Source organism: Paenibacillus sp. FSL R7-0331, from assembly GCF_000758645.1.
In the GTDB taxonomy this organism is placed as follows: Bacteria; Bacillota; Bacilli; order Paenibacillales; family Paenibacillaceae; genus Paenibacillus_AQ; species Paenibacillus_AQ camerounensis.
The window spans coordinates 4524227-4538844 of sequence record NZ_CP009284.1 but is presented as its reverse complement, the minus strand read 5'-3'; the positions used below and the strand labels follow the sequence as shown (position 1 = coordinate 4538844).

The following is a 14618-nucleotide window of genomic DNA, read 5'->3' as shown; positions in this document are numbered from 1 at the left end:
CCGTAAGGACCGAGACAGAAGGGACGATCGCGAGTGACTCTTTTTTGCCCTTCGGACCTATTTAGCCGATTATGCTAAAGGGTTTTTTTGTTTGCGCGTTTACGCGTATTTTAATTGCGAAAAGGGGAATGGAGAGAGTGGCTGACAAACATGCACTGAACATTGTAAAAATGAAAAAAATGAAAGCGGACGGTGTGCCGCTGAGCATGCTGACCGCTTATGATTATCCTTCGGCACTGCTGGCGGAGGAGGCAGGGATTGACCTGATCCTCGTCGGTGATTCACTTGGAAATGTAGTGCTCGGCTATGATACGACACTGCCGGTAACGATCGATGATATGGTCTACCATACCCGCTCTGTCGTCCGGGGAGCGCAGAACACATTTATCGTGGCAGATATGCCGTTCATGACCTATCACGGAAGTGTGGATGAGACACTGCGCGGTGTGCGCAGACTGATGCAGGAGGGCCGTGCCCATGCTGTGAAGATGGAGGGGGGGCTTGAAATCTGTGATGCCGTGTCTGCAGTTACGAAGGCGGGCGTGCCGGTTCTAGGCCATATCGGCCTGACCCCGCAGTCGGTCAATATGATCGGCGGCTACCGGATTCAAGGCAAAGACCCTGAGGATGCACAGCGGCTGATGAATGAGGCAAAGGCGCTTGAAGCGGCCGGAGCGTTCGGAATTGTTCTGGAGCTGGTAACGGAAGAAGTGGCGGAAGCCATTACAAAGGCGCTCAGCATTCCGACAATTGGCATTGGGGCAGGCCGGTACTGCGACGGGCAGGTGCTTGTGTTCCATGATCTGGTGCGCTATGCCTCGCCATACCGGGAGAAGCGTTTTGTCAAAACCTATGCCGACGTCGGCGGCATCATCCGTGAGGGAATCAGCAGCTACGTCAAGGAAGTGAAAGAGCGTTCCTTCCCGGCTGAGGACCATGTTTTTAAAGCGGATGAGCAAGTACTGGAATCTTTATACGGCGCTGCCAAAAAAGGAGTGAAGTAAGATGAGAGTAGTCAGAACAGTAGCACAATTGCGCGAAGCGCTTGATTATATGCGTCAGGGCGGGCATACCCCGATCGGGTTTGTGCCGACTATGGGTTATCTTCATGAAGGACATGCCAGTCTGCTGCGCAAGGCCGGTGAGAAGAGCAATACAGTGGTGATGAGCATTTTTGTCAATCCGCTGCAATTCGGCCCGAATGAGGATTATGCCTCTTATCCGCGTGATGAAGCACGTGATCTGGAGCTTGCCGAACGCGAAGGTGCGGATATTGTTTTTATTCCAAGTGTGGAGGAAATGTACCCGCAGCCTACGCTTACCAAGATCTCGGTATCCTCACTGACTACCCGGCTCTGCGGTGCTTCCCGCCCGGGGCATTTCGACGGTGTAACTACTGTTGTTAACAAGCTGTTTAATATGGTGCAGCCTGATTATGCATTCTTCGGGCTCAAGGATGCCCAGCAGGTGGCAGTACTTCGCCGGATGGTATCCGACCTCAATATGAATGTAGAGATTATTGCCTGTCCGATCGTCCGCGAAAATGACGGGCTGGCGCTCAGTTCGCGCAACGTCTATCTTTCTACAGAGGAGCGCAGCCAGGCGCTTGTGCTCTCCCGTTCCCTGAGGGCTGTGCGCCAGGCAATGGAAGAAGGATCGGTGCGCACTGTGAGTGAAGCGCAAAAGCTGCTGGTTTCGGAAATCTCTGCTGCTCCGCTTGCTGTGATTGATTATACGGAGATCTTGTCTTTTCCTGATCTGGAGATGCTGGGGGAGGATTCTCCGCTGGCGGCTGTCCAGGGAGAGATTATCATTGCACTGGCTGTCAAATTCGGCAGAACCCGGCTGATTGATAATAATGTATTTATTCCAAAGGAGGTACCCGCCCTTGTTTAGACATATGATGAAATCTAAAATCCACCGTGCGACCGTGACAGAGGCCAATCTGAATTACGTCGGCAGCATCACGATCGATGAGAATCTGATGGAAGCGGCCGATCTGCTCGAGAACGAAAAGGTACAGATTGTTGATAATAATAACGGCTCCCGTCTGGAAACCTACGTGATTCCGGGCCCTCGCGGCAGCGGCGTCATCTGCCTGAACGGGGCAGCAGCCCGTCTGGTACAGCCCGGTGATACAGTGATCATTATCTCTTATGCAATGCTGTCCTCCGAAGAGCTGTCCGGACACAAGCCTACGGTTGTATTTGTGGATGCTGACAACAAGCCGGTTAAACTGGCTGACCACGAATTGCACGCAACAATCGCCTGATCCGCTTGAAATAAGCCATGTAATCAATGGCAGGGATGAACGGCCCCGACTTTGCGAAAAATGAAGGCAGGCAAGCTTAGGCTGATTTCATGTTCAGTAAAGGGGGATGTCCTCATGTTTCAACATTTATTTGCTGAAATGAACAAGATGCTCCAGGAGATTGCCCGTGACTACCCTTCTGCGGAGGGGGAGTCCCGGAATGATCTGATCCGTAAGTACAACATGCTTCACAGGCTTAGCGATAAAGTTATGGATGAGTGGCTGGTCTTTGCCGAGAAGCTGAGTGAGTTCAGGGAGCAGACCGAGCTGCAGCTTGAGCCTGAGGATGACATGCCGCAGCAGGAGGCTCCTGAGCTGGCTATGGAATCTTTCGTCAGGGGACAGGGTTATTATAAGCTGCTGATGTACGGCAAATGCATCGGGCAGTTCCAGGAGGTGATCGGGAGGTACCCGGACAGTCTGGCTGCCCGCTTGTATCTGGCTATGGCTTATTTGCAGGAAGGCGAAGGAGATGCGGCCTGGGCCCACCTGAATCATATGCTTGCCCTGATCCGTGAGAGCAAGCTTAAGGCTATGGTCTATAATGCGCTAGGCTGCATCAGGGCCTCCCAGGAACGCTTCCATGAAGCAAGTGAGCTGTTTGGTCTGTCTTTGCTGCATGATCCGGCATTGCCGGAGCCAAACATCAATCTGGAGGTCTGCCGCAAAAAAGGCGGAAAGCTGCAGTTCGGGGACCAGCTGGTTTCGCTTTTGTAATAATAGCCATTTTATTTAGGCGGTGCATCCACTTGAAACAAGCGGCTTGCATCGCCTTTTTACGTAACTTCTGTTATGCTGATAAGGAGTCTCAAGTGAAAGGGAATAGAACTTACAATGAAATTTGCCGTGCTTGATTTTGAAACTACGGGAACCCAATCTGTGGGTGAGATCATCCAGGTTGGCCTTGCCATTATAGAAGAAGACCGGACCGTCTCCCGGGTATATGGGTCCTATGTCAAGCCCGGAACACCGATTCCTCCTTTTATTACAGGCCTGACCGGCATTACCGACGATGATGTTGCGGATGCGCCGGAGCTGGATGAGATGATGATGGAGCTGGTCCCGCTGCTCGACGATGTTGTGCTTGTAGGGCACAATGTCGCCTTTGATTTCCACTTTTTACAGAATGCCCTGGACCGCTGCGGTTATCTGCCTTTTCAGGGGAGAATTCTCGATACGATTGATTTTCTCAAAATATGCTTTCCGTCGCTCTCCACGTATCAGCTCGGTGCAGTAAGCGCGCATTTCGGCCTGACGCATGACCGTCCGCATCAGGCGGACAGCGATGCGCTCGCTACTGCGCTTGCGCTGCTTAAATGCCTGGATGAGCTGTACAGCCTTCCGCTGCTGACGATTCAGCGGCTTAATGAGCTGTTTGCCGGTGAGGACAGCGATTTGGCCTGGTACTTTGACGGTCTGCTGCACGAGCGGGAGATGGAGACCTTTCAGCCGGAGGGTGAGCTTACGTTTCACCGTCAGCTGGCGCTGGCTGTCGGTGATTGGGCAGAGCTTGCTCCGCCCCGCGAAGAGGGTTCAGGCAGCCCTCTGGAGAATGTATCCTTTGAGGACTATATGTCCGAGGTAACGGTCCGCCTGAAAGATACGCTGCCGCAGTATGAGGCGCGTGAAGCGCAGGAGATTATGATTGGTGAAGTAAAGACCGCCCTTCAGGAGGAGAAGCACCTGCTGATTGAAGCAGGCACCGGAACCGGCAAATCGCTGGGTTATCTGCTGCCGGCAATTTATCACAGTGTGCGCACGGATCAGAAGGTAATGGTCAGCACACATACTATCAACCTGCAGGATCAGCTGCGCGAGCGGGATATCCCTCTCCTGACCACAGTGGTTCCGTTTCCGTTCAAGGCTGCCGTCTTTAAAGGAAGAGGGCACTATTTGTGTCTGCGCAAGTTTGAACATAAAATAAATAATAAAGACTTCGTGAGCACCAGGGAAGAATCGCTCACTGCAGCGCAAATGCTTGTGTGGCTTACCCAGACACAGTCAGGCGACGACGAGGAGCTGAATCTAAGCGGCCGGGGCGGCGATTTCTGGGAGAGCGTCGCCAGCGACACTGATTCCTGTCTGGGCCGGGCCTGCCCGTGGTTCCGGAAATGTTATTATCACCGGGCCAAGCATGAAGCGGGCATTGCCGATGTAGTCATTACGAATCATTCCAAGCTGTTCGCAGATGTGAAGGCCGGGCATCAGCTGCTGCCTGCCTACGAGCATCTTATCATTGATGAGGCGCATCATCTGGAGGATGTGGCCGGTAAGCATCTGGGCATGCAGATGAAGTATTTTACAGTAGCCCATACGCTCACGCGGCTGTATAAGGACAGTAAGAACGGTCAGCTTCCGGCGCTGCGCCAGACTTTGCAGTCTTCAGGAAGCGAGCAGGCTTCCGAATGGAGCAGCGTCATTGACCGGATCTATCCGGATCTGCTGACCGTCAAGGAGACATGGGATGTGCTGAGCGACAAGCTGTTCGGCCTGCTGCCTGACCGCAGTGATGCGGCAGCCGGAGAAGCGGGGCAGCTGGTGTCACGCCTGCATCCCGGCAAAAAGCCGAGGGACTGGGAAGAGCTGGCTGCACTGGAGAATACGTTGAATCTCTGCCTCAGCGATATCATCCGCAGGGGCGACAAGATGCTCAGTGAGATGCGTGATACCGACAGCCAGTCATCCTCAGACAGCCTGGTTACCGACATCGGCGGATTGTTCAAGGACCTGACGTCCATCCGGGAGCAGATCCGCTTCTTCATGGGTCTGAATGACGAGAATATTGTGTACTGGATGGAGGGCAGCAGCAACTACCGCGGCAAATCACTGCAGCTGTATGCTGTTCCGGTGGATGTCAGCACCCAGCTCAAGGAGCTGTTCTTCGATAAGAAAAAGAGTATAACCTTGACCTCGGCCACGCTGTCTGTGGATAAATCCTTTCAGTTTATGATTGATAATCTTGGTCTGGGCGAAGCCGCGCAGCAGGACAGGCTGATGACGGCACTGCTGCCTTCACCGTTTAATTACCGTGAGCAGGCACTGCTCGTTATTCCGCGTGATTTTCCGAGTATTAAGGGCAGTGTGGGGGATGCGCGGTTTGTTGACAAGCTTGTGCATTCGCTGGCAGAAGCGGCAATTGCAACGAGAGGACGCATGCTGGTGCTGTTTACTTCTTATAAGATGCTGAGGCAGGTCTACGATCCGCTCAAGGAAGCGTTGTCCTCGGAGGATATCGCCGTACTTGGACAAGGAATTGAAGGGGGCAGCCGCAGCAAGCTGATCCGGCGGTTCCAGGACAGTCCGGCAGCCGTACTTCTGGGCACCAGCAGCTTCTGGGAAGGCGTGGATATTCCCGGTGATGCTCTTACCTGTCTGGCTATTGTGAGACTTCCGTTTCAGCCGCCTAACCACCCGCTTGCAGAGGCCAAGTCAGAGCTGCTCCAGGCGCAGAAAAAGAATCCGTTCATGAAGCTGTCGGTTCCCCAGGCGGTTATCCGCTTCAAGCAGGGCTTCGGCCGGCTGGTTCGTACCGCTCAGGATCGGGGAATTGTCATTGTATATGATACCAGGGTAATCGAGTCTTACTACGGAAAGTATTTCCTCTATTCGCTGCCCGGACCCAAGATGGAGCATATGCTGACCGACCAGATGGTTCCGAGAATTGAGGAATGGCTGGAAGGCGGCATTTCATAAAGACTTTGCGTCATTATCTATTTATTGTCCAGAGCCCGCCTCCGTCTCCCGTTGATTGATAAGGGGACGGATGCGGATTTCATACACATCTGAGCATCATCAGAGCAAGACTAAATTTAGGAGGAGAATACATGAAATCGGACAAAATATCAGAGGCTGTCGTACGCAGGCTCCCTGTGTACCTGCGTTTCCTGAATGATCTCCAGAAGCGTGAAATTGCAACCGTTTCTTCCCAGGAGCTGGGACAGAAGCTTGATCTTAATCCGGCTCAGATCCGCAAGGATCTGGCTTATTTCGGTGATTTCGGCCGGAAGGGCATCGGCTACGATGTGTCTTATCTGATCGAAAAAATCCGTCACATCCTCAAGCTTGACCAGCAGATCAACGTTGCGCTGGTAGGAGCCGGTAACCTTGGCCATGCCCTTTCAAACTACAATGCCTATCTTAAGGATACAATGAAAATAACAGCCATCTTTGATTCCTACGCTCCTAAAGTGGGACAAAAGATCAACTCCCTGACCGTTCAGCCGATGGAGGAGCTGGGCCGGACCATTCGTGAACAGGGAATCCGGATCGGTATTATTACGGTACCCGACAGCGAAGCGCAGAATGTTGCTGATATCCTGGTGGAATCGGGCATTGAAGCCATTCTTAACTTTGCGCCGGTTATTTTGAAGACCCCGCCGACGATACGTATTCATGCAGCTGATTTTACAACGGATCTGCAGAGCTTGGCCTACTATTTGCATGACGGAAAGGACGAAATAAGAGATGAGCAGCAATAAAACCATAATCGTGAACGGCCGGTTTCTTGTGCCGGGCTCGCTTAAGCCTGTCCTGAGCGGTTATATGACTATAGAGGATGATCTGATCACATACATAGGGGAAGACAAGCCTGCAGCCGAAGAGGGCGTTCTGACGGTTGACGGCAGCCGCCTGCTGTTCATGCCGGGACTGGTCAACACCCACGGCCATGCAGCGATGTCACTGCTGCGCGGGTATGGTGACGATATGGTGCTTCAGACCTGGCTGCAGGAAAAAATGTGGCCGATGGAAGCGAAATTTACCGGTGATGATGTGTACTGGGGAACAGCATTGTCTGTCCTGGAAATGTTAAAGGGCGGAACAACAACCTTCCTTGATATGTACGATCATATGGACCGGGTAGCAGAGGTTACGGAGCTTTCCGGCATTCGTGCTGTACTGATGCGCGGCGCGATCGGCCTGTGTCCTGAAGATGTGCAGAATCAGAAGCTGGCAGAAGCTGTAGAATTCGCGCGCAGCTGGCACGGTAAGGCGGACGGCAGAATTACAGCTATGCTCTCACCGCATGCGCCGTACACCTGTCCTCCGGATTTCTTCATGAAATTTGTACAGGCAGCCCATGATCTGGATCTGCCGATGCATACGCATATGTCTGAGACACGCCATGAAGTGGAACAGAATGTCGCTGATTACGGCCTTCGTCCTGTGGCACATCTGGAGAAGCTTGGTATGTTCACCCGGCCATCCCTGATTGCCCATGGCGTTCATCTGAATGATGAGGAAATTGAGATTCTGGCGAAGTACAATGTCGGAGTATCCCATAACCCTGGCAGCAACCTGAAGCTGGCGAGCGGGGTTGCCCGTGTGCCGGAACTGCTGAAGGCGGGAGTCAAGGTTTCACTCGGCACCGACGGGGCAGCCAGCAACAACAATCTGGATATGTTCGAAGAGATGCGGCTTGCCGCCCTGATCCACAAAGGCGTCAGCGGTGACCCGACAGCTGTGCCTGCACCGGAAGCGCTGCTGATGGCAACGGAATACGGGGCCTCCTCCATCTATCTGGCTAATGTGGGCCGCCTGGCTGCAGGCATGAAGGCAGACTTTATTGCCATTGACATTGACCAGCCGCATCTTCTTCCTCATTCCGACCTGCTCTCCCACGCGGTATACTCAGCAAGTGCAAAAGACGTGGCGCATGTCTGGGTTAACGGCAAGCAGGTGGTGAAGGACGGCCAGTGCCTGACGCTGGATGAAGAGGAGATCCGCCGCAAAGCGCAGGAGACTTTCGAAAGCCTGCTCAAACGGTAAGAGGGTTAGTTACAAGCGGTGCTGCCGTTATTGATACAGAGGTTATATAGAGGAAAGGGAGCTGTATTTTGAGGAAAAGGAAAAAATGGCTTCCGCTGGCGGTCAGCGCGGTACTGCTCCTTTTGTTCGGACTCGGGCAGTTCTATGCCTTTATTATGAAGGACCAGTGGGCTGAGCGCAGCGCAGCCAAAGAAGTGGCCAGAGCCCGTGCAGGGCTGACTGAAGTGACCAAAGCGCAAAAGTCTGTCTGGGATGAGAACTCAGCCTATTGGGTGCTTAAGGGCACCAATGAGGCCGGCACCAGGCTGATGGTATGGGTCCGCTTTACACTTGACGGCAAGCCGGCAGGGGGCGACAACGATGTGTATGCGGCTGAGCTGGACGGCGGCACTTCCGAGCAGCAGATGCAGGACCGGCTTGCTGCCGAGCTGCCCGGTGCCGACATCCGGCGGCTCCTGCCCGGCGTATTTAACGGGGAGTATGTGTGGCAGGTCTTTTACAAGCAGGAGGGCCGGTACTATTACCGGTTCTACCGTTTTGCCGATGGTACGGCCATCGGGGACGGCTATAGCTTGCCTAGTCAATAAGACGGTCGAATATACTGGAATATGCTTTGTGTGATATACAAAAGAGTTGTCATTTCCGATGATTATAGTATATCTATAGCAATGCAGATAAGACGGAATACTAAACAGAATATGCCTGAAGTCACAAATAAAAGACATGAATGAGCTTATCATTCATGTCTTTTTTGCCGATATGAAAAAGAAGCAAAGAAGTAATACCCAATAATTAGTACCGAAAATTTTAAATATATTCACATTTTTTTGCGGAATCGTATATACACCTATGATATACTAATGCTTGTACTTAAGACATGCGAAAGAGCATGCCGGATTATGAAAAACGCTAGACATGCTATCTTAATCTATTATATATTGATTGGCTTACATCTGAGAGGAGGACGTTTCTTGAAATTACGTCTTATGCCTGTACTGTTAACGTCTCTGCTGTCTGCTGCGCTGTTGTTTGGAGGCTGGTATGCTTATCGCCAGTTCGCTGTGCAGGAGCCGCTCCAGAAGATTGTATCATCCTATGAAGGAGTCAATGAATCACATATTAGTATTAACCGCAATGAAGTTACTTTGAAACTTGAGCTTGAGCCGGGAACCAAATTGCGTGAGCTTGTACAGTATGTGAATACAGAAGGCAAGTCGGCCATGGGCGGCCGGACGCTGAAACTAGATGTTGACCAGAACTCAAGCCAGCTGCTGGATGAATACTGGGAAAAGGCGATGTTTTCGGTCGCAGAAGCGATGGAAAGCCGCAAATATACCTTGATTCCGGCTAAGCTTGACGGACTCAAAACACAAAATACAGAGTATAAAGACGTGACCGCTACAACAGAAATTGATGATAATAACGTCTACGTGAGCCTGAGTGACGGTAAACAGAGCAAATTCATCATTTTACCGCGGGTTCCCGGGTCGATGGGAGTGTGGAATAATGCCTAAGTACTGGAAGGAAGTCCTCGCCGGTTTTGCGCCGGTCCTGCTGATCTTTATGGCTTTTGTCGGAATTAATATTGTTCCGGTGATTATTGCTGCCGGTATGGTTGCCGCTCTGCTGGTGATTGCCCATCTGCGCGGCGGATTGACTGTTAATGCCGGAGCAGACAAGAAGCGTAAGAAGAACGGACCGTCTAAGCTGACCTTTGAAGAGATCGGCGGACAGGATAACGCAAAGCAGGAGCTGCGTGAGGCGCTTGACTTTTTGATCCGGCATGAGGAGATCAGCAAGTTCGGCATCCGCCCGCTCAAAGGGATTCTTCTGACAGGCCCTCCGGGAACAGGGAAGACACTGATGGCTAAAGCCGCGGCTCATTATACCAATTCCGTATTTGTGGCAGCATCAGGCAGTGAGTTTGTGGAAATGTACGTAGGTGTCGGTGCCGGACGTATCCGTGATCTGTTCAAGGATGCCCGTACACGTGCTGTTAAGGAAAATAAGCAGAGTGCTATTATTTTTATTGATGAGATTGATGTTATCGGGGGTAAACGTGAAGGCGGACAGCAGCGTGAGTATGATCAGACGCTGAATCAGCTGCTGACGGAGATGGACGGGATCTATAACAGCGATACACCGCGTATCCTGCTGGTTGCGGCAACGAACCGCAAAGAAATGCTGGATTCCGCACTGCTGCGCCCGGGCCGCTTTGACCGTCACATCCAGGTCGATATGCCGGACAAGAAAGGCCGTAAGTCAATTCTTGATCTTCACGCCAAGAATAAGCCGCTGCATCCGGCTGTTGATCTGGACAGAATTGCCGAGGAGGCTTACGGCTTCTCCGGCGCACAGCTGGAAAGTGTTATGAACGAGGCTGCCATTTATATGATGCGCGAGAATTTGACCCAGGTTGAGCAGCGGCATCTGTCCTCCGCGATTGATAAGGTCATGATGGGTGAGAAAACCGACCGCGAAACCAACCAGGAAGAAAAACGCCGGGTGGCGATCCACGAGCTGGGGCATGCGATTATGGCAGAGCTGCTGCGTCCGGGAAGTGTAAGCCAGGTAACGCTGACTCCGCGGGGACAGGCACTCGGTTATGTACGGCACAATCCGCAGACAGAGCAGTACCTGTATACTAAGGATTATCTGGAGCATCAGATTATGATTGCGCTTGGGGGCGCGGCCTCTGAGGAAATGTATTACGGGGGGCGCAGCACAGGCTCACGCGGTGATTTTGACCAGGCGCTTAATATCGTAGAGACTATGATGAAGTCCGGCCTCACCTCACTGGGCATCGCGAATCTGCAAATGGTTACCACAGAAGAGCTTATGAAGGAAAACAGTAAAATACTGGATGAGCTTATGATTCGTACTCGTGATCTGCTGGAACATCAACGGAACATCTTTGATTACTCCCTTGACATCCTTATGAAGGAAGAAGTCCTCTCCGGAGAGCAATTTCGTTGTCAATTTCGTGACAGTGTAAAATTACCGGCATAAATATTTATGCCGGTTATTTTTTTTTACTTTTCAGACATGCTAAGATATTATTATATGTCGTGCTACATATTTTTTTCGACAGACAAGGTACAATACAAAAGTATAGATACCTGAAAGGATGGAGGCTTTTAAATGAAGTTTAAAAAAATCGGTGTCATCGGCGGTGGCACAATGGGTCAAGGGATTGCTGAAATGCTGGCAGCCAAAGGCCTGGATGTATTACTAGTGGAGAAAAATGCTGAAAGACTGGACTACTCCTACGAAATGATCGAGACAAGCCTCGACAAACAGCTGGAGAAATGGGCTATTACCCAGGCTGAGAAGAAGCTGATTCTGAGCCGTATCCAGAAAGTGACACATTTTGCCGAGCTCAGCTCCTGCGATATGGTCATCGAAACGATTACTGAAGATCTGGAAGATAAGCAAAAAGTATTTAACCAGCTTGACCAGGTATGTCCGAGCCATATCATCCTGGCCAGCAATACGTCTACACTTAGCCTTACAGAGCTTGCCAGCTCTACAATGTATCCAGAACGTGTTATCGGTATGCATTTCATCCATCCTGTCGGCAAGGTGGATCTCGTTGAAATCGTGCGCGGCCTGAAAACTTCGGAGAGTACGTTCGAGGATACCAAAACCTTTGTCGATGAAATCGTTGAGAAGAAGGGCGTTATGATCTACGAATCCCCGGGATTTGTAACTTCACGCCTAATTTGCCTGTTCATTAACGAAGCTATGCATGTTCTGCAGGAAGGTGTCGCTTCGCCTGAAGATATCGATGATGCTATGCGTATCGGCTACCAGTTCCAGCACGGACCGCTTGAAATGGCTGACCGCTTCGGTCTGGATTCTGTACTTGCCGCACTTGAGAACATGTTCCGTGAATACGGCGAGCTTAAATACCGTCCGTCCACGATTCTTAAGAAAATGGTGCGTGCAGGACAACTGGGTGCGAAATCCGGCGAAGGCTTCTTCAAGTATGACAAGGATGGTGACCGTATATGAACGTTTTAGTAATTAACTCCGGCAGTTCCTCTCTGAAATATCAGCTGTATAATATGACGGATGAGTCCGTTCTGGCTAAAGGCCTGGTTGAACGTATCGGGATGGATTCCTCCATTCTGACCCACAAGCCGACCGGTAAACAGGAAGTAACCGAAGTCAGCGAAATTCTTGAGCACAACACTGCTATCCGTAAAGTGCTCGCCTGTCTGACTGACAGTGTACACGGGGTAATCAGCTCTATTGAAGAAATTAATGCTGTGGGCCACCGTGTAGTGCACGGGGGCGAATATTTCAAGGAATCTTCCTTGGTGAGCGGCGATGCTAAATCGAAGATCCGTCAATTGTTCGACCTTGCTCCGCTGCACAACCCTGCTGCAGTAATGGGGATTACAGCAACTGAAATCAATATGCCGGGTGTTCCGCAGGCTGTTATTTTTGACACTGCGTTCCACCAGACTATGCCTGAAAAAGCTTATATGTATGCCATTCCTAGAGTGCTGTACAACAAATACAAAGTCCGCCGCTATGGCGCACACGGTACCTCCCATGATTTCGTAAGCAAAGCTGCTGCCGAGTATCTGGACCGTCCGCTGGAAGACCTGAAGATCATTACCTGTCACATCGGTAACGGTGCCAGCGTAACCGCGGTTCAGGGCGGCGTTTCTGTAGACACTTCGATGGGGATGACTCCGCTTGAAGGCCTGATGATGGGAACACGCAGCGGTGACCTTGATCCGGCTATCGTTCCTTATGTGATGAACAAGGAAGAGCTGTCTGTCGGTGAAGTCAACTCCATGCTGAACAAGCACAGCGGCCTGCTGGCTATTTCCGGCGTGAGCAGTGACATGCGCGATATTATTGACGGGGCAGAGAAGGGCGAAGCTAACTCTACGCTTGCTTTTGAAATGTACGAATACCGTCTGCGCAAATATATCGGTTCTTATGCAGCAGCCATGAACGGTGTGGATATTATTGTCTTCACTGCCGGTGTGGGCGAAAATGCTTCGCTGCTGCGTGAAAAAGTACTGAACAATCTGACGTTCCTTGGTATTGAGCTTGATGTCGAGGCCAACAAGGTTCGTTCCGGCGATCCGCGCCGCATCTCTACAGCTGATTCCAAGGTGCAGGTGCTGGTGGTTCCGACAAACGAAGAGCTTGTCATTGCCCGCGATACTTATCGTCTGGTGCAAGGAATTAACGGCTAAATTAGAGGAGAGATCTTAGGCATGGCTAACAAAAGTGTGATCAAGAATGTGAATGAGCATGTGGGAGAGAGTGTTGTCATCGGTTGTTGGGTAAACAACAAGCGCTCCAGCGGTAAAATTCAATTCCTGCAGCTTCGTGACGGTACAGGCTATATCCAGGGTGTTGTGGTGAAATCAGAAGTGCCTGAGCAGGTATGGGATGATGCTAAAAGCCTTACCCAGGAAAGCTCCCTATATGTAACGGGCATTATCCGTGAAGAGCCGCGCAGCCAGTCCGGATATGAAATGACGGTTACCGGCATTGAAGTGCTGCATCTCACTGAGAATTATCCGATTACCCCTAAGGAGCATGGCGTTGACTTCCTGATGGATCACCGTCACCTCTGGCTTCGCTCCTCGAAGCAGCGTGCGGTACTCGTTATCCGTGCGGAGATTATCCGTGCGATTCAGCAGTTCTTTAACGAAAATGATTTTACCAAGGTAGATCCGCCGATCCTGACACCAACTTCGGCTGAAGGAACCACCAATCTGTTCCATACAAAGTATTTCGATGAGGATGCCTACCTGACACAGAGCGGCCAGCTGTATATGGAAGCTGCAGCAATGGCGCTTGGCAAGGTTTATTCCTTCGGACCAACCTTCCGTGCAGAGAAATCCAAGACCCGCCGCCATCTGATTGAGTTCTGGATGATCGAGCCGGAAATGGCCTTTACTGACCATGAAGAAAGCCTGAAGGTACAGGAGGATTTCATCAGCTTTATCGTTCAATCCGTACTTACGAATTGCCGCGCCGAGCTTGAAGCGGTAGGCCGTGATGTATCCAAGCTGGAGAACATCAAAGCACCGTTCCCGCGGATTACTTACGATGATGCTATTAAGTTCCTGAATGATAACGGTCATGAAATTGCCTGGGGCGATGACTTCGGTGCACCGCATGAAACAGCGATTGCCGAAGCCAACGATAAGCCGGTATTCATTACGCATTATCCGGCTTCCTTCAAAGCATTCTATATGAAACCGCACCCTGAACGTCCTGAGGTTGTACTCTGTGCAGATATGATCGCACCTGAAGGTTACGGCGAGATTATCGGCGGATCGCAGCGTATCGATGATCCGGCATTGCTGGAGCAACGCTTTAAGGAGCATAATTTGTCGATGGACACTTACAAGTGGTATATGGATCTGCGTACCTACGGCTCCGTGCCTCACTCCGGCTTCGGGCTGGGCCTTGAGCGTACAGTAGCCTGGATCTGCGGTCTGGATCATGTGCGCGAAACGATTCCGTTCCCTCGTACACTGTACCGTTTATACCCGTAAATAAA

13 protein-coding genes are annotated in these 14618 nt (G+C 51.3%); all 13 read left to right on the top strand.

Features of this window, described 5'->3' with window-relative positions; genetic code table 11:
* Positions 1-137 precede the first annotated feature (137 nt).
* The 13 genes from panB (at position 138) to asnS (ending at position 14613) form a co-directional block, all read left to right on the top strand.
* Positions 138-1004, top strand: a complete 867-nt coding sequence (panB, locus tag R70331_RS19480; RefSeq protein ID WP_042178147.1) for a 3-methyl-2-oxobutanoate hydroxymethyltransferase — start codon at positions 138-140, stop codon at positions 1002-1004.
* Positions 1005-1053: 49 nt separating this feature from the next.
* Entirely contained in the window at positions 1054-1896 is an 843-nt protein-coding gene (gene panC / locus R70331_RS19475) for a pantoate--beta-alanine ligase (RefSeq protein ID WP_442950588.1), read from the top strand.
* The gene (gene panD, locus R70331_RS19470) at positions 1889-2272 is read left to right on the top strand and encodes an aspartate 1-decarboxylase (RefSeq protein ID WP_042178143.1); all 384 of its coding nucleotides are present in this window, start codon (positions 1889-1891) and stop codon (positions 2270-2272) included. Before panC ends, panD begins: the two co-directional genes overlap by 8 nt.
* A gap of 114 nt (positions 2273-2386) precedes the next feature.
* Positions 2387-3028, top strand: a complete 642-nt coding sequence (locus R70331_RS19465; protein WP_042178141.1) for a tetratricopeptide repeat protein — start codon at positions 2387-2389, stop codon at positions 3026-3028.
* Between the two features lie 117 nt (positions 3029-3145).
* Positions 3146-6004 carry an ATP-dependent DNA helicase DinG gene (gene dinG / locus R70331_RS19460; RefSeq protein ID WP_042178139.1) on the top strand — a complete coding sequence of 953 codons (2859 nt, stop codon included), beginning with the start codon at positions 3146-3148 and terminating at the stop codon, positions 6002-6004.
* A 131-nt stretch (positions 6005-6135) separates the two neighbouring features.
* On the top strand, positions 6136-6789 hold the full coding sequence (locus R70331_RS19455) for a redox-sensing transcriptional repressor Rex (protein ID WP_042178137.1): 654 nt from the start codon (positions 6136-6138) through the stop codon (positions 6787-6789).
* On the top strand, positions 6776-8077 hold the full coding sequence (locus R70331_RS19450) for an amidohydrolase (protein WP_042178135.1): 1302 nt from the start codon (positions 6776-6778) through the stop codon (positions 8075-8077). Before R70331_RS19455 ends, R70331_RS19450 begins: the two co-directional genes overlap by 14 nt.
* A gap of 68 nt (positions 8078-8145) precedes the next feature.
* On the top strand, positions 8146-8664 hold the full coding sequence (locus R70331_RS19445; RefSeq protein WP_042178131.1) for a cell wall elongation regulator TseB-like domain-containing protein: 519 nt from the start codon (positions 8146-8148) through the stop codon (positions 8662-8664).
* Between the two features lie 384 nt (positions 8665-9048).
* Positions 9049-9591, top strand: coding sequence for a hypothetical protein (locus tag R70331_RS19440; RefSeq protein ID WP_042178130.1), 543 nt, complete (start codon positions 9049-9051; stop codon positions 9589-9591).
* A complete protein-coding gene (locus R70331_RS19435; protein WP_042178126.1) occupies positions 9584-11086 on the top strand; it encodes an AAA family ATPase in 1503 nt (500 codons plus the stop codon). The genes R70331_RS19440 and R70331_RS19435 overlap by 8 nt, the downstream gene beginning before the upstream one ends.
* 132 nt (positions 11087-11218) lie before the next feature.
* Positions 11219-12091: a 3-hydroxyacyl-CoA dehydrogenase family protein gene (locus R70331_RS19430; protein WP_042178124.1), complete on the top strand. Its 873-nt coding sequence runs from the start codon at positions 11219-11221 to the stop codon at positions 12089-12091.
* Positions 12088-13296: an acetate/propionate family kinase gene (locus R70331_RS19425; RefSeq protein ID WP_042178122.1), complete on the top strand. Its 1209-nt coding sequence runs from the start codon at positions 12088-12090 to the stop codon at positions 13294-13296. Before R70331_RS19430 ends, R70331_RS19425 begins: the two co-directional genes overlap by 4 nt.
* Before the next feature lie 21 nt (positions 13297-13317).
* Positions 13318-14613, top strand: coding sequence for an asparagine--tRNA ligase (gene asnS / locus R70331_RS19420; RefSeq protein ID WP_042178120.1), 1296 nt, complete (start codon positions 13318-13320; stop codon positions 14611-14613).
* The last annotated feature ends 5 nt before the right edge of the window (positions 14614-14618 follow it).